23 protein-coding genes and 1 pseudogene are annotated in these 19,042 nt (G+C 70.3%); 16 read left to right on the forward strand and 8 right to left on the reverse strand.

The window, feature by feature from the left end; genetic code table 11:
- The first annotated feature begins 14 nt into the window (after positions 1-14).
- The 5 genes from AC2DGY_RS06075 to AC2DGY_RS06095 are packed head-to-tail and all read left to right on the forward strand — an operon-like array spanning position 15 to position 3,434.
- Entirely contained in the window at positions 15-1,076 is a 1,062-nt protein-coding gene (locus AC2DGY_RS06075) for a 4-hydroxy-3-methylbut-2-enyl diphosphate reductase (protein WP_484508801.1), read from the forward strand.
- Positions 1,073-1,654 (forward strand): DUF6264 family protein, encoded by a 582-nt coding sequence (locus AC2DGY_RS06080; protein ID WP_484508802.1) that lies wholly within the window; start codon positions 1,073-1,075, stop codon positions 1,652-1,654. Before AC2DGY_RS06075 ends, AC2DGY_RS06080 begins: the two co-directional genes overlap by 4 nt.
- A gap of 41 nt (positions 1,655-1,695) precedes the next feature.
- Entirely contained in the window at positions 1,696-2,199 is a 504-nt protein-coding gene (locus tag AC2DGY_RS06085) for a sigma-70 family RNA polymerase sigma factor (RefSeq protein WP_484508803.1), read from the forward strand.
- Complete coding sequence (locus tag AC2DGY_RS06090; RefSeq protein ID WP_484508804.1) at positions 2,196-2,873, forward strand: zf-HC2 domain-containing protein; 678 nt, start codon at positions 2,196-2,198, stop codon at positions 2,871-2,873. The genes AC2DGY_RS06085 and AC2DGY_RS06090 overlap by 4 nt, the downstream gene beginning before the upstream one ends.
- A 9-nt stretch (positions 2,874-2,882) precedes the next feature.
- Positions 2,883-3,434, forward strand: a complete 552-nt coding sequence (locus AC2DGY_RS06095; protein ID WP_484508805.1) for an MOSC domain-containing protein — start codon at positions 2,883-2,885, stop codon at positions 3,432-3,434.
- A gap of 49 nt (positions 3,435-3,483) precedes the next feature.
- Here AC2DGY_RS06095 and fbaA read toward each other — a convergent pair whose 3' ends face one another.
- Complete coding sequence (gene fbaA, locus AC2DGY_RS06100) at positions 3,484-4,515, reverse strand: class II fructose-bisphosphate aldolase (protein WP_484508806.1); 1,032 nt, start codon at positions 4,513-4,515, stop codon at positions 3,484-3,486.
- A 185-nt stretch (positions 4,516-4,700) separates the two neighbouring features.
- Between fbaA and glpX the strand changes: the two genes are divergently transcribed.
- Entirely contained in the window at positions 4,701-5,690 is a 990-nt protein-coding gene (gene glpX / locus AC2DGY_RS06105; protein ID WP_484508807.1) for a class II fructose-bisphosphatase, read from the forward strand.
- 31 nt (positions 5,691-5,721) lie between these two features.
- On the opposite strand, the gene AC2DGY_RS06110 is transcribed toward glpX, so the two are convergent.
- A complete protein-coding gene (locus AC2DGY_RS06110; RefSeq protein ID WP_484508808.1) occupies positions 5,722-7,029 on the reverse strand; it encodes an HNH endonuclease signature motif containing protein in 1,308 nt (435 codons plus the stop codon).
- A 306-nt stretch (positions 7,030-7,335) separates the two neighbouring features.
- Between AC2DGY_RS06110 and AC2DGY_RS06115 the strand changes: the two genes are divergently transcribed.
- Positions 7,336-7,545: a UDP-N-acetylmuramyl pentapeptide phosphotransferase gene (locus tag AC2DGY_RS06115; RefSeq protein ID WP_484508809.1), complete on the forward strand. Its 210-nt coding sequence runs from the start codon at positions 7,336-7,338 to the stop codon at positions 7,543-7,545.
- A gap of 41 nt (positions 7,546-7,586) precedes the next feature.
- On the opposite strand, the gene AC2DGY_RS06120 is transcribed toward AC2DGY_RS06115, so the two are convergent.
- Together AC2DGY_RS06120 and AC2DGY_RS06125 are read right to left on the reverse strand one after the other, a co-directional pair.
- Positions 7,587-8,882 carry a DNA recombination protein RmuC gene (locus AC2DGY_RS06120; protein ID WP_484508810.1) on the reverse strand — a complete coding sequence of 432 codons (1,296 nt, stop codon included), beginning with the start codon at positions 8,880-8,882 and terminating at the stop codon, positions 7,587-7,589.
- 32 nt (positions 8,883-8,914) lie between these two features.
- Positions 8,915-9,514, reverse strand: a complete 600-nt coding sequence (locus AC2DGY_RS06125; RefSeq protein ID WP_484508811.1) for an exonuclease domain-containing protein — start codon at positions 9,512-9,514, stop codon at positions 8,915-8,917.
- Positions 9,515-9,670: 156 nt separating this feature from the next.
- Between AC2DGY_RS06125 and AC2DGY_RS06130 the strand changes: the two genes are divergently transcribed.
- From AC2DGY_RS06130 to AC2DGY_RS06140, 3 genes are all read left to right on the forward strand, one after another.
- Positions 9,671-10,420, forward strand: coding sequence for a class I SAM-dependent methyltransferase (locus AC2DGY_RS06130; protein ID WP_484508812.1), 750 nt, complete (start codon positions 9,671-9,673; stop codon positions 10,418-10,420).
- Between the two features lie 351 nt (positions 10,421-10,771).
- A complete protein-coding gene (gene ychF / locus AC2DGY_RS06135) occupies positions 10,772-11,845 on the forward strand; it encodes a redox-regulated ATPase YchF (RefSeq protein WP_484508813.1) in 1,074 nt (357 codons plus the stop codon).
- Positions 11,846-11,861: 16 nt separating this feature from the next.
- Positions 11,862-12,176 carry a hypothetical protein gene (locus tag AC2DGY_RS06140; protein WP_484508814.1) on the forward strand — a complete coding sequence of 105 codons (315 nt, stop codon included), beginning with the start codon at positions 11,862-11,864 and terminating at the stop codon, positions 12,174-12,176.
- 114 nt (positions 12,177-12,290) lie between these two features.
- Here the strand turns inward: AC2DGY_RS06140 and AC2DGY_RS06145 are convergent, their stop codons facing one another.
- Positions 12,291-12,431: a hypothetical protein gene (locus AC2DGY_RS06145; RefSeq protein WP_484508815.1), complete on the reverse strand. Its 141-nt coding sequence runs from the start codon at positions 12,429-12,431 to the stop codon at positions 12,291-12,293.
- 49 nt (positions 12,432-12,480) lie between these two features.
- Positions 12,481-13,119, reverse strand: coding sequence for a DUF4386 domain-containing protein (locus AC2DGY_RS06150; RefSeq protein ID WP_484508816.1), 639 nt, complete (start codon positions 13,117-13,119; stop codon positions 12,481-12,483).
- Positions 13,120-13,187: 68 nt separating this feature from the next.
- On the opposite strand from AC2DGY_RS06150, the gene AC2DGY_RS06155 reads away from it, so the two are divergent.
- From AC2DGY_RS06155 to AC2DGY_RS06165, 3 genes are all read left to right on the forward strand, one after another.
- On the forward strand, positions 13,188-13,856 hold the full coding sequence (locus AC2DGY_RS06155) for a TetR/AcrR family transcriptional regulator C-terminal domain-containing protein (RefSeq protein ID WP_484508817.1): 669 nt from the start codon (positions 13,188-13,190) through the stop codon (positions 13,854-13,856).
- A 135-nt stretch (positions 13,857-13,991) separates the two neighbouring features.
- Entirely contained in the window at positions 13,992-14,456 is a 465-nt protein-coding gene (locus AC2DGY_RS06160; RefSeq protein ID WP_484508818.1) for an aromatic ring-opening dioxygenase LigA, read from the forward strand.
- 42 nt (positions 14,457-14,498) lie between these two features.
- Complete coding sequence (locus AC2DGY_RS06165; protein ID WP_484508819.1) at positions 14,499-15,188, forward strand: SDR family oxidoreductase; 690 nt, start codon at positions 14,499-14,501, stop codon at positions 15,186-15,188.
- A gap of 83 nt (positions 15,189-15,271) precedes the next feature.
- Here AC2DGY_RS06165 and AC2DGY_RS06170 read toward each other — a convergent pair whose 3' ends face one another.
- Positions 15,272-15,787 carry a hypothetical protein gene (locus tag AC2DGY_RS06170; protein ID WP_484508820.1) on the reverse strand — a complete coding sequence of 172 codons (516 nt, stop codon included), beginning with the start codon at positions 15,785-15,787 and terminating at the stop codon, positions 15,272-15,274.
- A 52-nt stretch (positions 15,788-15,839) separates the two neighbouring features.
- On the opposite strand from AC2DGY_RS06170, the gene AC2DGY_RS06175 reads away from it, so the two are divergent.
- The 3 genes and pseudogenes from AC2DGY_RS06175 to AC2DGY_RS06185 all read left to right on the forward strand — a co-directional run bounded on the left by AC2DGY_RS06175 (position 15,840) and on the right by AC2DGY_RS06185 (position 18,652).
- Positions 15,840-16,619, forward strand: coding sequence for an alpha/beta fold hydrolase (locus tag AC2DGY_RS06175; RefSeq protein WP_484508821.1), 780 nt, complete (start codon positions 15,840-15,842; stop codon positions 16,617-16,619).
- 55 nt (positions 16,620-16,674) lie between these two features.
- Positions 16,675-16,929 carry a PLDc N-terminal domain-containing protein gene (locus AC2DGY_RS06180; RefSeq protein ID WP_484508822.1) on the forward strand — a complete coding sequence of 85 codons (255 nt, stop codon included), beginning with the start codon at positions 16,675-16,677 and terminating at the stop codon, positions 16,927-16,929.
- 62 nt (positions 16,930-16,991) lie between these two features.
- Positions 16,992-18,652 (forward strand): annotated as a pseudogene (locus AC2DGY_RS06185) (ABC-F family ATP-binding cassette domain-containing protein).
- A gap of 10 nt (positions 18,653-18,662) precedes the next feature.
- On the opposite strand, the gene AC2DGY_RS06190 reads toward AC2DGY_RS06185, so the two are convergent.
- Positions 18,663-19,007: a LysR family transcriptional regulator gene (locus AC2DGY_RS06190; RefSeq protein WP_484508823.1), complete on the reverse strand. Its 345-nt coding sequence runs from the start codon at positions 19,005-19,007 to the stop codon at positions 18,663-18,665.
- Between the last annotated feature and the right edge of the window lie 35 nt (positions 19,008-19,042).

Consider the following 19,042-nt stretch of genomic DNA (forward strand, 5'->3'; position numbering starts at 1 on the left):
CGTACACTCGAAGGGTGAGCACTCCCGTCGTTTCGCTGCCCGTCCCCCGGATTCCGGGGCGTCGTGGGCGGCTCCAGGATATCCCGGTCGACGGACGCAAGAAGGTCCTGTTGGCGGCTCCCCGTGGATACTGCGCGGGTGTGGATCGCGCGGTGATCGCCGTGGAGAAGGCGCTGGAGCGGTTCGGGTCGCCGGTGTACGTACGTAAGCAGATCGTCCATAACGTCCACGTGGTCAGCGAACTCGAGGCCAAGGGTGCCGTCTTCGTCGACGAGGTGGATGAGGTGCCGCCGGGTGCCCACGTCGTCTTCAGCGCTCACGGGGTGTCGCCCGCCGTCGTGGCGGCAGCGGCCGACCGGGGGCTGCAGGCGATCGATGCGACCTGCCCACTGGTCACCAAGGTGCACCGCGAGGCGGTGCGGTTCGCCCGCGACGACCACGAGATCCTCCTCATCGGCCACCTCGGCCACGAAGAGGTCGAGGGGACGGCGGGGGAGGCGCCCGACCACGTCACCATCGTCAACTCGCCGGATGAGGCCGACACCGTCGAGGTGCGTGATCCGTCGAAGGTCGTCTGGCTCTCGCAGACCACCCTCTCCGTCGACGAGACGATGGAGACCGTTCGACGGCTCCGTATCCGCTTCCCGCAGCTGCAGGACCCGCCCTCCGATGACATCTGCTACGCCACGCAGAACCGTCAGGTGGCGATCAAGAAGGTGGCCACGGGCGCCGATCTGGTGATCGTGGTCGGTTCGGCCAACTCCTCCAACAGCGTCCGTCTGGTCGAGGTGGCCCTCGAGCACGGCGCGAAGGCGGCCTACCGCGTGGACTACGTCGACGAGGTGCAGCAGGAGTGGCTCGACGGGGTCGAGACGGTCGGCGTCACCAGCGGAGCATCCGTCCCAGAAGTGCTCGTCGACGAGGTGCTGGCAGAGCTGGCCGGTGCCGGCTACCGGGACGTCGAAGAGGTGCGCACCGCGGAGGAGGATCTGATGTTCTCGCTCCCCAAGGAGCTGCGCTCGGACCCGTCCGGCCGTCGCGACGCCCGTGCGCTCGGCGGGCGGGGACGCGCGTGAGCGACGGCGGTCAGCGGCCGCGCCCGCAGTACGGGGAGTATGCCTCGCCCGAGGAGCAGCGCGCGCGCATCGCGCAGCCCGAGGTCACCGACGCTCTCCAGGCGGGTGTGCGTCCGGAGCCGGAGTCGCCCCCCGACGCGCGTCGCGTCTCGACGGCGCATGCTCCGCGGTCGGCGTCGCGTCCGGCGCCGGCGACGGGATGGCGCCTGGCCGACCGCGTCGTGACCATCGGACTTCTCGCGTACGGCCTGTTCAACGTCATCTTCACCGCTCCGCGACTGTTCGATTTCGCCGGCTTCGCCGACGAATACCTGGGGCTGCTGGGGGTGGACGCGTCCTTCAGCAACTTCGAGGCCGCCAACCTGTGGGGTCCGATCGCGGGCACGGTCTACATCGCGGGATGGGTGGCCACGGCGCTCCTGGCGTGGTGGCGGCTCCGCCGCGGCGGCGTCACGTTCTGGATTCCGCTGGTGGGCGGTGCCGTCACGGTTCTCCTGGTGGCCGCGTGCCTGACCGTCCCGCTGGCCGGTGACCCCGCGTTCGCGGACTTCGTCGGACGATTCTCCGCCGCTCGGTGAACCCCGGGCGCCCGCATCTCGTGTGATCTGGGGGAGGTGCGATGCGCGGGAACGACGAGGTGCAGCTCGGCGCCCTGTACGACGCCCACGCGGCGCCCGTGTGGCGGTACGTGGTGAGTCTCACCGGCGACCGAGCCGGGGCGGACGACGTCGTCCAGGAGACTCTGTTGCGCGCGTGGCGGAGCCCGCGGATCCTGGAGGATCCGGCATCGGCGCGCGCATGGCTGATGACCGTCGCGCGCAACCTCGTGATCGACGAGGCCCGCAGCGCGCGGCGCCGGCACGAGGCGCCGGTCGCCGAACTCCCCGAGCGCGCGGGGCCGGATGACTCCGACGCGCTGTTCGACGCGCTCCTCATCGAGGACGCGCTGGCGGCGCTCAGCTCCGATCACCGGTCGGTGATCGTGGTGGCGTACTACGGCGGGCGCAGCACCGCGCAGGCGGCCGAGGAACTCGGCATCCCGGAGGGCACCGTGAAGTCGCGGCTGCACTACGGTCTGCGCGCTCTGCGGCTCGCTCTGCAGGAGAGGGGGGTGACGCGGTGAATCCCGAACACGATCGCTTTGCGGAGTGGGACGCGGCATATGTCCTGGGGGCGCTGTCGCCCGCGGACCGCCGCGCATATGAAGACCATCTGGCGGAGTGCGACGAATGCCGCCGCGCGGTGGCAGAACTCGCCCCGACGGCAGGGCTGCTCTCGCGCGTGCCCGGCGACCGTGCGCGGGCCATGGATGCCACGCCCGCCGAGCCGGCCCCGGGGGTGCGCGACGGCCTCATGCAGCGCGCCCGGCGGCGGCGACGGCGGCGCACGCTGTGGACGCTCGCGGCGGCCGGCGCCCTGATCATCGGGGCCATCGCCGTGCCGGTCACCGTCGCGGTGACGCAGCCGCGGGGCGAGGTGTACGCGTTGACCGACCTGGTCGGAGCGCCGCTGGAGGCCTCCGTGCGCCTGACGAACGTCGCGTGGGGAACGCGCATCGACCTCGTCTGCCGTTACAGCGGCGACGTGCTGGATGCCCCGGAGGGGGGATGGCCCTATGCGCTCGCCGTCGTGGACGCCGACGGCGGCACGACGACGGTGTCGACATGGCGCGCGTCGCCCGGTTCCACGACGAACCTCAGTGCGGGGACCGACCTGCCCGTCGGGGAGATCGGCGCGGTGGAGATCCGCACGCTCGACGGTGAAGACGTGATCATGCGGTACGACGCGGAGAAGTAGCATCGCGGGATGCCCCGTGTTCTTGCCGTCTGCACCGTCCACCAGCTTCGTCCCGACGCGGGGTTCCTCGGCGTCACGGCGATCGACAAGCGCCCGGTCCCCGGAGCGGTGCGCGTGGGTCAGTACGGCCTCCGCGGCGACGTGCAGGCCAGCCGCAAGCACCACGGCGGAGTGGACAAGGCGCTGTACGCCTACGCGCAGGAGGACGCCGAATTCTGGGAGCGCGAGCTGGGACGAGAACTGCCGCCGGGATGGTTCGGCGAGAACCTTCGCGTCGAGGGGCTCGACGTCAATGCCGCGCGCATCGGGGAGGCGTGGCGCATCGGCGACACGGTCGAGGTGGTGGTGACGATGCCCCGCACGCCGTGCGCCACGTTCGCACGGTGGGTGGGAGGTTCTGACGAGCGCGGCTGGGTGCGCCGGTTCGCGGCCGAGCGCCGGCTGGGTCCGTACCTGCGCGTGCGCCGGGTGGGCAGCATCCGCGCCGGCGACGAGATCGAGGTGCTGACGGTGCCGGAGGGCGCGCCCGGGCTCCTCGACGACTTCCGCGCGCCGGCGTGAACGACGGATGCCCCGACCATCGGCCGGGGCATCCGAGAAGAGCTCGTGCTCAGGCGCCGAGCGACCTGCCGTGCGAGCCGAGCTGCTGCGTGGCCGCGACGACCCGCGCCGCCATCGCCGACTCGGCGACCTTGCCCCACGCGCGGGGGTCGTACTGCTTCTTGTTGCCGACCTCGCCGTCGACCTTGAGGACGCCCTCGTAGTTGCTGAACATGTACCCCGCGATCGCGCGCGTGAACGCGTACTGCGTGTCGGTGTCGATGTTCATCTTGACCACTCCGTTGCGGACGGCCAGCGCGATCTCCTCGTCGGTGGAGCCGCTGCCGCCATGGAAGACGAGGTCGAGGGGCTTGGGGCCGGTGCCGAAGCGCGAGGCGATGCCCTCCTGGATCTCGCCGAGAAGCTCGGGGCGGAGCTTGACGTTGCCGGGCTTGTACACGCCGTGCACGTTGCCGAAGGTCAGCGCCGAGATGTAGCGGCCCTTCTCGCCGAGGCCGAGGGCCTCCACCGCCTTCGTGACGTCGGCGACCGTCGTGTACAGCGCCTCGTTCGACCCCTCGTGCTGGACGCCGTCCTCCTCGCCGCCGACGACACCGATCTCGACCTCGAGGATCGCGTTGATGTTGTGCAGGCGGGGGAGGAGCTCCTGGGCGATCTGGATGTTCTCGTCCAGCGGCACCGCGGAGCCATCCCACATGTGCGACTGGAAGATCGGGTTGCGCCCGGCCTTCACTTCCTCCTCGGAGGCCTCGATCAGCGGCAGGACGAAGCCGGGCAGAGCGTCCTTGGGGCAGTGGTCGGTGTGCAGGGCGACCGTGATCGGGTAGTTCTTGGCGACCTCGGTGACGTAGCGCGCGAAAGCGAGGGCGCCGGTCGCGCGGCCCTTGACGGTGTGCCCGGCGAAGTAGTCGGCGCCTCCCGTGGTGACCTGAAGGATGCCGTCCGAACCGGCCTCGGTGAGACCCTGCAGCACCGCGTTGATGGTCTGCGAGCTGGAGACATTGATGGCGGGGTACGCGAAGCCGCCGGCCTTGGCGCGGTCGAGCATATCGGCGTACTGGTCGGGCGTGGCGACGGGCATGACTGCTCCTCGATCGTGGAGTGGGGGTTCCCGGCCAGCCTACCGAAGGGCTTTCCCCACCACGGAGTACCCCCGCCACGACGGAGGACCGGCGCATCTTCCTGAGGGGAAAGAAACGGGATTCCTTCGTGCCGCGCGGGTGCCGGAACGGCCGATCATTACGCCCGCGTCGATAGGCTGACCGCATGGTGAGTCTTACGGCCGACATGAGCCCCCTGCATCCCGACCGCAACCTCGCACTCGAACTCGTTCGTGCCACCGAAGCTGCCGCCATCCGCGCGGTGCCCTTCATCGGTCGCGGCGATAAGGAGGCAGCCGATGGCGCTGCCGTCGATGCGATGCGCGCCTTCTTCACCACCGTGAACTTCGACGGGACGATCGTGATCGGCGAGGGCGAGAAGGACGACGCCCCCATGCTGTTCAACGGCGAGAAGGTGGGCAACGGTCGCGGGCCCCAGTGCGATGTGGCGGTCGACCCGATCGATGGCACCTCGCTGACGGCGGCCGGTCGCCAGAACGCGCTGTCGGTCATCGCGGTCTCCGACGCCGGAACGATGCTGGATGCCTCGAACGTGTTCTACATGGACAAGCTCGTCACCGGTCCCGCCGGCGTCGGGGTCGTGGACATCCGTCTTCCCATCGGCGAGAACATCCGTCGCCTGGCGAAGGCGCTCGGCAAGCCCGTGGATGAGATCGTCGTGTCGGTACTCAACCGGCCCCGCCACGAGCAGCTCATCCAGGACATCCGCGACGCCGGCGCCGGGACGCGCCTCATGAGCGACGGCGACGTCGCGGGCGGTATCAATGCGGCCCGCCACGACGCCCGTACCGACATGTGCGTCGGTATCGGAGGGAGCCCCGAGGGCATCGTCACGGCCTGTGCGATCAAGGCTCTCGGCGGACACATCCAGGGGCGTCTGCGGCCGCAGACCGATGACGAGCGCCAGAAGGGCGCCGACGACGGCCTGAAGTTCGACGACTTCGTCTACGAGGCGGACGACCTCGTCAAGGGCAAGAACACGATCTTCGTCGCCACCGGCGTCACCGACGGCCAGCTCGTCGCGGGAGTGCGGCGGGACCGCGATTGGGTCTACACGGAGAGCGTCGTCCTTCGCAGCGCATCCGGGACGCTCCGTCGCGTCACGTCGGAGCACCTCACGTCCAAGTGGCTCTGACCCACGCTCTGACCCGCGCTCAGACGGGCGCTCAGAACGGCGGCGGATCACCGTCGGGCAGGAACACCACGCGCGGGATCGGTTCATCGACGTAGCGGCGTCCGAGCGGTGAGGTCCACTCGATGGATCCGCCGGGCAGTTGCGTCGCGACCCAGTCGGTCTCCGTCTTGAGCGTGTGATGTCGCTTGCAGAGACAGGCGAGGTTGCAGACGTCGGTCGGCCCGCCTCGCGCGTGGTCGAGGTTATGGTCGTGATCGCAGAGCCGGGCAGGCATGCGGCACCCCGGGAACCGGCAGAAGATGTCGCGAGCCTCGAGGAAGCGGACCATGGGGTCGGTGGCCCGGTAGCGGTCGACGGCCAGCACGGTGCCTTTCACGGGATCGGTGAGGATCCGGTCCCATCCGGGAGCTCCGGCCATGAGGCGGCGGGCGGTCGCCGCATCGATGGGGCACTTTCCCTCGATACTCGCGCCGCGGTCGGTCCGGCCGGCTGCCGTGAGGGCAGGCACCGTCACCTGGATGCGCGCCCGGATCGCGCCCAGGCCGCCGGGCGTCTTGTCCTTCGTCGGATCGATGGCGGGCTGCCCCGTGAGGACGAGGTCGCACAGCAGGTCGGCTCGCACCTGGTGAAGGGTGCGGGTATCCCCGATGGGGACCGCGTCGGGGGCTGGAAATGCTGGGTCGGCCGCGGCGCTGCGGATGGCGCGGGCCTGCTGGGAGAGACGGTCGTGGATGGCATAGGCCAGGGCCGCCGGGAGAAGAGCACGCAACTCCGCCATCCCATCATCGACCTCCGTGACCGTGACCATGCGGGTCTGCTCGGCACGCTGGAAGCGGACCGTGATCGATTCCGGATGCAGACGCTCCGCCAGCGCCGTGGCGAACGCCTTGGTACGCGCCGCCGTCTCCCTCACCGCGCGTTCCAGAACGACCCGCTCGAACGCCGCCCGTTCGTCCGCGCCCAGCAGGGCGGCGCCGGCGTCGTGGATGACGGCGGCGTGCCGCAGCGTGATCCGACCCGAGGCGAGCGCCTCGACGGTCGCGGGGAACTTCTCGGTGAGTGCGAGCGCGTCGCCCATCCGGTGCTGTACCGCGCGGTCGTTCCACCGCAGCGCCGCGCCGATCTCGGCGGCGACGGCGCGCAGCACCATCTCCCGCGTCTGATCCATCCGGGGGCGATGGGCCATGCGGGAGAGGGCGATGCGCATGGCGGCCGCGAAGTGGAACAGCGCTTCGGCTTCGAGTGCCGCCACCGCTTCCTGATACCCGCACAGCCCGTCGACGATGTCAGCGAGGTTGGGGCTCTCGCTGTTATCTTCGTACCTACCGGGGCTTTCCATGGCATAAACATCGCATGAACCTCCGACACCGCGGATGGCGCGGACCGGTTCTGTGGAGTATCCCTCGCGGGGTCGTCCTGTGGAGGGGAGGTGCGTCCGGCAGGAGCCCGCACGGCCGTGACGCGTCGCGCAAGCGGGTGTGGCGCGCGCCGTGGGCTGGAAGCGTGACGTCAGGTCGCCGCGGTGATCGATGAGGTCGCCACTGTGATCGAGTCGTGACACCTCCCCGCGGCGAAGTCTGGCAAAATTGTCCATGGTGTCGATGGGGATGCTGTTCTCAGAACGATCATCGAGGGGTAACGCCAGATGTCTGTGCAGACGAACACTCCGGCGCCCAAGACGGGCGCCCAGGCTGTCATCGCCAACGCCGTTGACCCTGCACGCCGGCCGGATGTGCTGTTCCGCGTCCGGCGCGAAGAGGGCCAGCAGATCAGCGCGTGGTGGATGGTGGGCGCGTTCGTTCTCGTCTCCGGCGCGGTCATCACACTGCTCAGCTTCGTCCCCGGCGGCGCCTGACCCACTCACCCGAGTGTCACCAACCTGACTGCCGAGTACAGCTAGCGCTCGTCGAGTTCGATCCGCTGCCGGACGTCGCCGAGGTCCGCACCCACGACGGGTTCGGCCGGGTCGACGGCCACCAGTTCCGGCGCGCTCCACCGCCGAAGCGGGGTCTCGACCGCTCGGGGCGGGGAAACCGCATCCAGCTTGGTGTCGTCGATGCCCGGGAAACGGCGTGCGCTGGCGAGCACGCGACTCTCCAGTGAGCCGGCGAACCGGTTGTAGCTGTCGACCGTCCGCTCCAGCGCCCGCCGCAGATCATCGGCGTGACCGGCTACGGTCCCGATGCGCTCGTACAGCTCCGTTCCGAGGGCGAACAGCTGCCGCGCCTCCTGCGACACATCCTGCTGCGTCCACGTGTACGCCACCGTCTTCAGCACGGCCCAGAGGTTCACGGGGGAGGCGAGCGCCACGCGCTTGGCGAACGAGTAGTCGAGGAGGCCAGGATCTTCCTCGAGCGCGGCGGCCAGGAGCGACTCGCTGGGGATGAAGCACACCACGAACTCGGGGCTGGTGGGCAACGCGGCCCAGTACGCCTTCTTCGCGAGCGCGTCGACGTGTGCTCGGACGGCGCGCACGTGCTTGTCGAGGAGCGACTTGCGGCGAGCACCCTCGGCGCCGGTGGCGGTGAACGCAATGGCGCTGGCCTCCAGGAACGCATCCAGGGGCACCTTCGCGTCCACGGCGAGCGTCTTGTCGCCGGGCAGGCGCACGATCAGATCGGGCCGCGCGGTACCGCCGGAGTCGGTCGCGAGCGTCGACTGCGTATCGAAGTCGACATAGCGAAGGAGCCCGGCAGCCTCCACGACCCGGCGCAGCTGCGTCTCACCCCACACGCCGCGGGTGGTGCCCGATCGGAGGGCCGAGGCGAGCGACTCGGTCGTCGCCCGCAGCGATTCGTCCGACTGGGACGCGCGCCGCAGCTGCTCGCTCAGGGTCGCGAACTGGGCACCGCGGTCGCGTTCGAGCTCTTCCACCTTGCGCTGCATCGTCCCGAGGGTTTCCCGCACGGGCTCGAGAGCCCGGAGCACGGTCTGCTCCCGTCGCTCGCGCTCCTCCCGGGCCGCCTGCTCGGCGCGGGTCTGGCCGGCCAGCTCGCGGTACAGCAGCTGCTGGTGATCCAGCTGCGCCTGCACGCCCGCCCGCCCCGCCTCGCTTCCGGCGAGACGAGCGGCGAGGTCGGCACGTTCTCGTGCACTGCGGGCGGCAGCGCGCGACGTGCCCACGGCGAACCCGGCGAGCGCACCCACGAGGACGCAGGCGATCGCCACCAGGGGAAGAGTCAGTGCGTCCATGCCGTCATTGTGTGCTCGGCCACCGACATCGCTCAGGCGACGGCGAGCATCGCGTCCACGCGCGGGGCGGCGATCGCCGAGATCCGCACGCCCGTGGCGGCAGCGAGAGCATCCACGTCGTCGGCCTGCACGCGGCGGGCCGCGTCGATCACGATGTGCGCGCACGCGAGCGCGTCGGCCAGGGCGTCGTGGTGGGCGAAGTCTCCGAAGCCGGCCGCCGCGGCGGCGAGGGGCAGGCGATAGGACGCCAACTCGTACGTGCGACGGGCCACGTGGAGACTGCACAGGTAGCGGTACGGCGGGCATACATCGCCGGTCGCTTCGCACGCGCGGCGGAGCACCGCCATGTCGAAGCCGGCGTTGTGCGCCACCAGCACGTCTGCGCCGGCGAACGCGGTCAGCTGGTCGAGCTGAGCGCTCCATCCGAGAGCCGACGCGACATCCTCCGGCCGGATCCCGTGGATGCCGATGTTGAAGTCGACGAATGTGTCGTGCCCGGCCGGTGGGCGGATGAGCCATCCTGCCGTTGCGACGACCTTGCCGTCCCGCACGCGCACCATGCCCACGGAGCAGGCCGAGGCATTGCTGGAGTTCGCCGTCTCGAAGTCGATCGCGGTGAAGTCCAAGGCCACGCCCCCAGAGTCGCCGCCCGGTCCGTGTCCGCCGGTCAGGCGCGCCGCGGGGATGGCGATTCCTCCGGCTGTGCCGTCTCACTTCTGCAGCTTCTGGGTGCCGAAAGCTGCAGAAGTGGGACATCCCGCTGCCGGGGGTCCGCGTAGGGTCGAAGAATGGCCAGCCGCGAAGAGATGTCGACGTCGTTCGGAGCCGCAGCCGATACCTACGAGGCGGGACGCCCGTCGTATCCGGCCGAGGCGGTGGCCTGGATGCTGCAACCCGTGCGCGAGCCCGGCCGGGCGCTCCGCGTCGCCGACGTCGGCGCCGGTACCGGCAAGCTCACGCGCGGCATCGTGGAGAGCGGCGCCGAGGTCATCGCGATCGATCCGGACGCCGGGATGCTGGAGAGCCTCCGCGCGAACGTCGTGGGCGTTCCGACCTTCATCGGGCGCGCCGAGGCGCTGCCCCTCCCGGACGCGGCGCTGGATGCGGTGCTTCTCGGTCAGGCGTGGCACTGGGTCGACGTGCCTTCGGCATCGGCCGAGGTGGCCCGCGTGCTGCGGTCCGGGGGAGTGCTGGGCCTCGTGTGGAACATCCGCGACGAGCGCACGCCGTGGGTGCAGCGTCTCACCGCGGCGATGCACAGCAGCCAGGCCGAGGAGATGCTCGCCGAGGGGGGTCCGAGCGTGGGTGCGCCGTTCGACCGTGTGGAGGAACGCTCCTGGCGCTGGACGCGCCCCATGACGCGCGACGACATCTTCGCCATGGCCCGCTCGCGCAGCTACCTCCTCACCGCGGAGCCAGACGAGCGCGCGCGCATCGAGCAGGCGCTCGCCGACCTGTGCGACGAGATCGGCGCCGTCGGCCCCGCCGTGGTCGACCTTCCCTACGTCACGCGCGCGTTCCGCGCCATCCGCCCCTAGCCCGCCCGCCTCCGCCGCCGTCGCCCGCGCGCGCGTCGGCCCAGCGCCCCCGCCTCCGCCGCCCGCGCGCGTCGGCCCAGCGCCGAGAAACAACAACCCTGACGAGACATAACGCGTCGCGTCCTGTCTCGTCCGAGTTGTTATGTCTCGCGCCCGGCGCGCCGGCGCACCCGGGTGACAGCATCCCTGCCGCCCTCCGCGCGCCCCGCCCGCACAGCCCGGCGAGAAACAACATCCCGGACGAGACATAACGCGCCGCGTGGTGTCTCGTCCGGATCGTCGTTTCTCGCGGGCGTGGGGGCGGCGGGCGGGCGCGGAGGCGCAGCATCCCCCCGCGTAGACTGGACTCCCGTGGCTCTCACCATCGCAATCGTCGGTCTCCCGAACGTCGGCAAGTCGACCCTGTTCAACGCCCTGACCAAGAATCAGGTGCTCGCAGCGAACTATCCGTTCGCGACGATCGAGCCGAACGTCGGTGTGGTGAACCTCCCCGATCCGCGGCTCGAGAAGCTCGCCGAGGTCTTCCACTCGGAGCGCATCGTGCCGGCCGTCGTGTCGTTCGTCGACATCGCCGGGATCGTGCGCGGCGCGAGCGAGGGGGAGGGGCTCGGGAACCAGTTCCTGGCGAACATCCGGGAGGCGGATGCGATCGCCCAGGTGGTACGCGGCTTCGCCGATGACGACGTCGTGCACGTCGAGGGCGCCGTGAACCCCGCCAGCGACATGGAGACGATCAACGCCGAGCTGCAGCTGGCCGACCTCCAGACGCTGGAAAAGGCGATCGCGCGGTACGAGAAGGAGGTCAAGGGTCGCAAGCTCGACCCCGCCGTCCTCGAGACCGCGCGAGCTGCCGAGCTGGCGCTCCAGAAGGGCCAGCTGCTCTCCGCCTCCGGCATCGACCTCGCCCCGATCAAAGAGCTCGGGCTCCTGACGGCCAAGCCGTTCATCTTCGTCTTCAACGTGGATGAGGCGGTGCTGACGGATGATGCGCGGAAGGCCGAGTTGGCCGCCCTCGTCGCCCCCGCGAAGGCGGTGTTCCTCGACGCGAAGATCGAGTCGGAGCTCATCGAGCTCGACCCCGAGGATGCCGCCGAGCTGCTGGCTTCGACGGGGCAGGAGGAGTCGGGCCTCGTCCAGCTCGCGCGTATCGGATTCGACACGCTCAACCTGCAGACCTACCTCACCGCCGGCCCGAAAGAGGCGCGCGCGTGGACGATCGGCAAGGGCTGGAAGGCTCCGCAGGCGGCCGGTGTCATCCACACCGATTTCGAGAAGGGTTTCATCAAGGCCGAGGTCATCTCGTTCGACGACCTCATCGACGCCGGCTCTGTGGTCGAGGCCCGCTCGCGCGGCAAGGCCCGCCTGGAGGGCAAGGACTACGTCATGCAGGACGGCGACGTCGTGGAGTTCCGCTTCAACAACTGACAGATCGAAGAAGGTCATGACCTCCGGCGCGAGTCGCGATCACCTGAGACGCGAACTGCTTCCGCGTGTCGCCGAGTTGCGCGCTCGGCTCCTCGAGTGGGATGTTCTCGGCGTCTACGCGGATGCCGACAGGCCGGCAGACGATGCGGAGTACGACGACCAGCTTTGGCCGATCATGACCTGGTTGGGGGAGGGCGTTGATGCGGACGAGCTGAGCGCGCGGCTCGTTCAATTGCTCCGCAACGACTATGGCCTCACCGTGAGCGACGAGAAGGCTGAGGTCGAGTTCGCGCGCTCACTGGTCGGGTGGTGGCGGCCCCACGCCAGTTGACGTACGACAACCCGGTGGAGTTCGGCTTCTGCGGGTGATCCGGATGCGGCAGGACGATCACGTTGGCAGACGAGTATCGGACCAAGGACGGCGTGTCTGCGTGTCGTTCGACCATCACGACGGTTCGGTCGCGCGCACCAGACCGCAGTGGAGGCAGGACCACGCCACGAGGAACCGCTCCTCGTCGAGGATCTCGAAACGGAGCGGATCGCCGCACGTGGGGCAGGCCCGGGGATCGGGCGGCGTATTGATCACGTCTCCAGCCTAGGAACGCGCGGGGGCATCGAGGCCGGCGCGCCCGTCCTCACGCCGGCGACACCGCCCGAGCGGGCGCGGGAGGGGGCACGACGCGCGCGCGCAGACCCACGGCGATGAGGTGTACGGCGAACCAGATTTCGAAGACGAACACCGGCACGGCGCACAGGCCGGCGACCATGCCGCCCTGCGGGATCACCCCGAACAGCTGTGCCGCGTTGCTGGCGAGCACCACGGCGCCGCCGAGCATGCCGAGCACGGCAAGGGCGCGGGGGACGACACGCGCGTCGAGGAGCAGCCAGCCCAGGATGATCGTGTTCACGCTGATGACCAGGCCCTGACCGACGAGGAATGCGGCGGCGTGCAGTGCGAGGAGAGTCTCGTCCAGCGGCGCGCTCGGCGCAGTCCACAGCAGCACGAGCATCGGCAACGTGCCGGCGGCGATGACGGCGGCTTCCAGGGCGCGCAGGCCGGCGAAGGCGGCGGACCGAACTCGGCCGACATCGCGCAGCAGCACCCACAGCAGGATGCCGGTACCGAGGCATCCCGCGGCGAGCACAAGTTCGAGGGCCACGCCGAGCGCGAAGCCACCGGCCGCGTAGGCGGCGACCGCGGTAACCGAGGTGACGTGAGTGAGCAGGTAGAGGGCGCCGGCGGTGCGGGCGTAGGTGCGAGGGGTTCTCGTCATGGCATGCCGATCGTCGAAGGTATACGCCGTATACTGGCGTGAGATCACCTTAGGTATACGCTGTATACGTGTCAACTCCCGGTGCGCGAGGACAGCTGGACCGCGCGCGCGTGCTCGATGCCGCCATTGCTGTGGCAGACGACATCGGTCTCGAGGGCACGAGCATGCGCCGGCTGGCCGAAGCACTCGGGGTCACCGCCATGGCCCTGTACAAGCACGTTGCGAATCGGGAACAGCTGATCGACGGGATGCTGGATCGCCTCGTGCTGAGCATCGAGGTACCTGCGCGCGGGCTGGGGTGGAAGGACGCGCTGCGCGCACGCATCCTGTCGGCCCGGGCCGTGATGACGGCGCACCCGTGGGCGCAGGCGGCGATTGAGACGCGGACGCACGCGAGCCCGACGGTTCTGGCTTACATGGACTCCCTGATGGCGATCATGTTCGAGGGAGGGCTGCCGCCCGACCTCGTGCACCATGCGATGCACGCGCTCAGCACCCGGATGTGGGGGATCACGCGCGACGTGCTGCCCACGCCTTCCGTTCCCGACGACCCCGCCGAGCGTGCGCGGGCGATGTCGGAATTCGCCTCCTCCTACCCGGCCATCGTGCGGATGGCGACCACCGCTCCGCATGCGGGGGAGGCCTGCGACGAGGACGCCGAGTTCGCCTTTGCGCTGGATATCCTGCTCGACGGTTTCGAGCGGCTGCACGTGGCGGGGTGGAGGTCCGGCGGCTGAAGGGGGGCGCTCGCCATCCACGCCGAGGGCGATCGCCTTGTGGCGCTCGGTGGTGAGGACATCGGAGTCAGCGCCGAACCCGGCGCACAACCTGCGAGGATTCGTCTATCCCTGCTCGGCCCGGAAGGACGATCGATGACCTCTCTGACCCTTATCTCCCGCATCCAACGCGTCGGAGGCCTCGCCGTGGCTGCCGGCTCGGTGCTCCTGGCAGGCGGCGCCGCGGCATGGTTCGCCGTGACCAAGCAGCTGCGCGACGAGAACATCACGGTGCCGGGAAACGCCCCCGTGCTTGCGGGCAAGGCGGTGCAGGGTCCGGCGACGGCCTACGCGGAGGCGCTCGTCATCAAGGCCAACGCCGAACGGGGCGCGGGTGGGCGCACCTTCTCCGACATCAGCAACGCGCTGCGGGAGGTGGAAGCCGGCAGCGACGAGGAAGGCGAATTGCGGAAGCAGAGCGCGACGCTGTCCACGGCGGCGTCGCTGCGCACCTCGCTGATGACGTCGGTGCTGGCCTATGGGGTGAGCGCCCTCGTGGCAGGTCTCGGCGCCCTCTTCCTCATCGTCGGGTCGCAGCTGCGTCGCGTCGACCAGGGCTGAGAGCCCCGCTCCCGGCCGACACCCGCGTGCCAGGATGGTGCGATGACCGTGCACTTCCTCACCGGCGCCGGGTCGGGTATCGGCGCCGCGCTCGCGACGCGTCTGCAGGCCCGCGGCGACGACCTCGTCCTCCTCGCGCGCACCACGGCTCGCGCCGCTGAGCTCGAGCAGCGGTTCCCGGGGGCGACGACCGTGGTCGCCGACCTCGCGGCGCCGGCCGACCTGGCGGCGGCATTGGGCGCCCAGGAGCTCCCCGCCCGGCTGGACTCCGTCATCCACGTCGCCGGCGTGGTCGACCTCGGTCCTGTCGCCCAGATGCCGGTCGCGCTGTGGACGTCGCAGCTGAACGTGAACCTCGTCGGGCCCGCGGAGCTGACCCGACTGCTCCTCCCGGCAGTGCGGGCGGCGAAGGGGCAGGTCCTGTTCGTCAACTCCGGCGCGGGCCTGCGTGCAGCTGCGGACTGGGCCGCGTACGCGGCATCCAAGCACGGGCTCAAGGCGCTCGCCGATTCGCTGCGGGCAGAGGAAGCCGCGAACGGTGTGCGGGTGTCGTCGGTCTTCCCCGGCCGCACGGCGACGGCGATGCAGGAGCGGGTTCACGAGCAGGAGCGCAAGCCGTACGACCCCGCTGAGTTCATCGATCCGGAGTCGGTGGTCACCAGCATGCTGACGGTGCTCGATCTGCCCCGCGACGCGCAGATCCCGGAGCTGACGATCCGATCGGGCGTCTGACGCGCACTTCCGTTCCGCGCGCAACGGGTAGCGCTGATCCATCGATCTCGAGGTGGACGACCTGTCCGCTCTGGCCCGGGTGCTCAGATGAAGAAGCGGCTGAGCCGGGTGGTGCCGCCGGTATCCGACCACTCCACGAGCAGCGCCGCGATGGCCGGCCCACCCAGCAGATCCCGGATGACGAAGCCGTAACCCTCGCCCGGCTCGATCCGCGCGGGAAGCGGGTCGCGGAGGGTCAGTTCCTTGCCCCCGGAGGGCACACGCAGCTCGGTGATCCGAATCGGCGCGGCACCGAGATTGCGCAGTACCGTCTGCGTCCCCCGCGTCGTGAGCTCCAGACGTGGCTCCTCGCTGTGCGGCTCCTCGGTGCGATCGGCCGGAGGCCCCGGCCATACGGTCGGCGGCTGCTCCGGGGCGATTCGCGCGCCGCCGGTCGACGTGATCTCGACCGTCGTGGCGGCGTCGGCCACCTCCCGCAGGCCGGCGCGGGTCCGGATGTCGCGGATGAACGCGGCCACCGCCACCGCGCTGGCGGCGATCGATCCGAGGGCACCGAGGTAGGCCGGAAACGTCGTGCTCCAGAAGTCCTGCCACGTCATGAGGGCAGGCTAGTGTGACGGCGACTCTCCCACCATCCGGGAGAATGGACGTATGACAGTTGCAACGCCCCAGACCTTCGAACCCGATGGCCGTGCCATCTCCTTCGTCGATGAGGGCGAGGGCCCCGCGGTGGTGCTCCTGCCCGCTCGGGGCCTGAGCATCTCCTCCCTCGGCACTCTGGCCCACGTCCTCGTCGAGGAGGGCTTCCGGATGATCCGGATCGGCGTCCGGCGGCCGAGCGATGCGGATGCAGCCCTGACCTTGCACGATCTGGCGCAGGACGTCATCGACGTCCTCGATCACCTGAGCCTCGCGTCGGCGTGGATCGGCGGACACGCGTTCGGCGGCGCCCTCGCGCGTACGGTCGCGCTGGACCACCACGACCGCACCGAGGGCGTGCTCCTGATGGGCGTCGAGGGCACGGAGCCGGTGGCCGACGACGCGGCGGAGGCGCTGCGGACCGCCTTGTCGAATGCGGCGGACGCGGATGCGATCGACGCGATGCGGGTCCTCGCCGGCGCCTCGGTCGACCCGACGTGGGCGTGGAGCGTCTTCTCCCGTTCGCGCGACCTCACCGTCGAGCCGCTGCAGTCCTCGGCTCTGGCAGCCACCCCCACGGACGACTGGATGCCGCTGGCCCCGACCCTGCCGGTCTTGATCCTCCAGGGCACCGATGACCGGGTCACGGTGCCCGCGAACGGCGATCAGTTGCAGGCATCCGCCGCCGACCGTGCCAGCGCCGCGCGCATCGAGGGGGGCGGGTACCTCTTTCCCCTGACGCATCCCGGCGACATCGGCATGCAGATCGAGGACTACCTCGCCTGGGACTGATTCCCCGCGGAGGCAAGACCGTGTGCTTCCGCCGTTCGAGGAGCAGGATGGACGCATGAACGAAAGCCACTCGATGATCCACTCCCGCAAGGCCCTCTCAGCGCTCCCCGCCCTCTCCGCCGGCGCCAAGGCCGGCTTGGGGCTTCTCGGCCTCGTGCAGGTGACGTTCGCATTCTTGGCGTTCTGGGACCTCGCGCGTCGCGAGCCCGACGAGGTGCGCGGGCCCAAACCGGCCTGGATCCCCGCGATCCTGGTCAACTGGATCGGGCCCGCGGCCTACTTCAGTATCGGCATCCGGCACCGCCGCTGAGCGGCCGCCCGCCCCGCAGCGTCCCGGACGGCGGGCGCGTGCGGGGATGACAGGATCGAAGGATGACTGCAACACTCGTCGCCTCGGGCCTGGCCGGCGGGTACGGCCATCGCACGCTCTTCGACTCGCTCGACCTCACGGTCGCACCGGGCGACGTGGTCGGAGTCGTCGGGGCCAACGGCGCGGGAAAGTCCACCCTCCTCCGCCTGCTCGCGGGCATCGACGAGCCGCAGGCCGGCACCCTCGCCCTCTCGCCGGTCGATGCCTTCGTGGGATGGCTGCCGCAGGAGCACGAACGCGTCCCCGGCGAGACCGTCTCCGAGTACCTCGCGCGACGCACCGGGTGCGCGGAGGGGACCCGCGAGATGGATGCTGCGGCCGCCGCTCTCGGGGATCCCTCGCTCGCACCACCCGGCGTCGACCCCGCGGACGCCTACTCGACCGCGCTGGAGCGCTGGCTGGCCAGCGGCGCGGCCGACCTCGACGAGCGGGTCCCGGTCGCGCTCGCCGACCTGGGCCTGGATCTCGGCGGCGCTGCGGAGCAGGCGCTGATGACGTCGCTCTCCGGCGGGCAGGCGGCGCGTGTCGGCCTCGCAGCGCTCCTCCTCTCGCGATTCGACATCGTCCTGCTGGACGAACCCACCAACGATCTCGACCTCGATGGGCTCGAGCGGCTCGAAGCGTTCGTCCGGGGCATCCGCGGCGCCGTGGTGCTCGTCAGTCACGACCGCGAGTTCCTCGCCCGCTCCGTGACGCGTGTGCTGGAGCTCGACCTCGCGCAGAACTCCCACCGTGTCTTCGGCGGCGGTTACGACGCCTACCTCCAGGAGCGGGCGACCCTCCGCCGGCATGCGCGGGAGAAGTACGACGAGTTCGCCGACAAGAAGGCCGACCTCGTCTCACGCGCCCGCACCCAGCGGGAGTGGTCCAGCCAGGGCGTGCGCAACGCCATGAAGAAAGCGCCCGACAACGACAAGATCAGGCGCAAGGCGTCGACCGAGTCGAGCGAAAAGCAGGCCCAGAAGGTCCGCCAGATGGAGAGCCGCATCGCCCGGCTCGACGAGGTGGAGGAGCCGCGCAAGGAGTGGCAGCTCGAGTTCACCATCGGGGCGGCGCCCCGCTCCAGCTCCGTGGTGTCGACACTCAGCGGCGCGGTCATCCGGCAAGGCTCGTTCACGCTCGGTCCGGTCTCGCTGCAGGTCAACGCGGGGGAGCGCATCGGCATCACCGGCCCGAACGGCGCCGGCAAATCCACCCTCCTCCGGCTGCTCCTCGGGAGGCAGGCGCCGGATGAGGGAAGCGCGAATGTCGGCGCGAGCGTGCAGATCGGCGAGATCGACCAGGCGCGGTCCCTCCTTGCCGGCTCTCAGCCCCTCGCCGCGGCGTTCGAAGCGCTCGTCCCCGAGATGGCCTCCGGCGAGGTGCGCACGCTGCTGGCGAAGTTCGGGCTCAAGGCCGACCACGTCACCCGCCCCGTCGATGACCTGTCGCCAGGAGAGCGCACGCGGGCGGGGCTCGCCCTCCTCCAGGCCCGGGCGTGAACGTCCTGGTGCTCGACGAGCCGACCAACCACCTCGACCTCCCCGCCATCGAGCAGCTCGAAGAGGCGCTGGCGTCCTACGACGGCACCCTCCTGCTGGTCACCCATGACCGTCGGATGCTCGCGACCGTCCACACCGACCGGCAATGGCGGGTCGAGTCGGGCCGGGTCACCGAGCTGTAGGCGCGGCCGCCTAGCGACCCTGACGCTTCTTGTACGGCTTCGGCTGCCCCTTCACGACCGGCGCCCGGCCCTTGCCCTTCGAGGCCTTGGCCTTCCCGCCGGCGGGGGCGACGGACGCCTCGGCCGGCGGCGGCGCGGCGGCGATCCGTTCCTTCGCCTCGATGAGGAGAAGCTCCCCGGCCTGCGTCAGCCGTGTCTCGCCCTCGCGCCGGAAGAGCGGGTGCCCGACCTCGGCCTCCAGTTTCTCGATGGACGTGTAGAGAGAGGCGAGCGGGATGCCGAGTCTCTCTGCGGCGCGGGGGAAGTGCAGTTCTTCGGCAGCCGCGACGAACCGTCGGAGCAGGGCGATCTTCACAGGTGCCTTTCGGTGGTGGGGGCGGCTCGCGGCGG

The sequence above is a fragment of the Microbacterium sp. Z6_144 genome (assembly GCF_057197625.1).

Bases quoted from the DNA above. Each gene is read 5' to 3' on its own strand.
- AC2DGY_RS06085 (WP_484508803.1), top strand. From the start codon at position 1,696: ATGCGCGGGAACGACGAGGTGCAGCTCGGCGCCCTGTACGACGCCCAC.
- AC2DGY_RS06095 (WP_484508805.1), top strand. From the start codon at position 2,883: ATGCCCCGTGTTCTTGCCGTCTGCACCGTCCACCAGCTTCGTCCCGAC.
- fbaA (WP_484508806.1), bottom strand. From the start codon at position 4,515: ATGCCCGTCGCCACGCCCGACCAGTACGCCGATATGCTCGACCGCGCC.
- glpX (WP_484508807.1), top strand. From the start codon at position 4,701: ATGGTGAGTCTTACGGCCGACATGAGCCCCCTGCATCCCGACCGCAAC.
- AC2DGY_RS06110 (WP_484508808.1), bottom strand. From the start codon at position 7,029: ATGGAAAGCCCCGGTAGGTACGAAGATAACAGCGAGAGCCCCAACCTC.
- AC2DGY_RS06115 (WP_484508809.1), top strand. From the start codon at position 7,336: ATGTCTGTGCAGACGAACACTCCGGCGCCCAAGACGGGCGCCCAGGCT.
- AC2DGY_RS06120 (WP_484508810.1), bottom strand. From the start codon at position 8,882: ATGGACGCACTGACTCTTCCCCTGGTGGCGATCGCCTGCGTCCTCGTG.
- AC2DGY_RS06130 (WP_484508812.1), top strand. From the start codon at position 9,671: ATGGCCAGCCGCGAAGAGATGTCGACGTCGTTCGGAGCCGCAGCCGAT.
- AC2DGY_RS06140 (WP_484508814.1), top strand. From the start codon at position 11,862: ATGACCTCCGGCGCGAGTCGCGATCACCTGAGACGCGAACTGCTTCCG.
- AC2DGY_RS06150 (WP_484508816.1), bottom strand. From the start codon at position 13,119: ATGACGAGAACCCCTCGCACCTACGCCCGCACCGCCGGCGCCCTCTAC.
- AC2DGY_RS06160 (WP_484508818.1), top strand. From the start codon at position 13,992: ATGACCTCTCTGACCCTTATCTCCCGCATCCAACGCGTCGGAGGCCTC.
- AC2DGY_RS06165 (WP_484508819.1), top strand. From the start codon at position 14,499: ATGACCGTGCACTTCCTCACCGGCGCCGGGTCGGGTATCGGCGCCGCG.
- AC2DGY_RS06170 (WP_484508820.1), bottom strand. From the start codon at position 15,787: ATGACGTGGCAGGACTTCTGGAGCACGACGTTTCCGGCCTACCTCGGT.
- AC2DGY_RS06175 (WP_484508821.1), top strand. From the start codon at position 15,840: ATGACAGTTGCAACGCCCCAGACCTTCGAACCCGATGGCCGTGCCATC.
- AC2DGY_RS06180 (WP_484508822.1), top strand. From the start codon at position 16,675: ATGAACGAAAGCCACTCGATGATCCACTCCCGCAAGGCCCTCTCAGCG.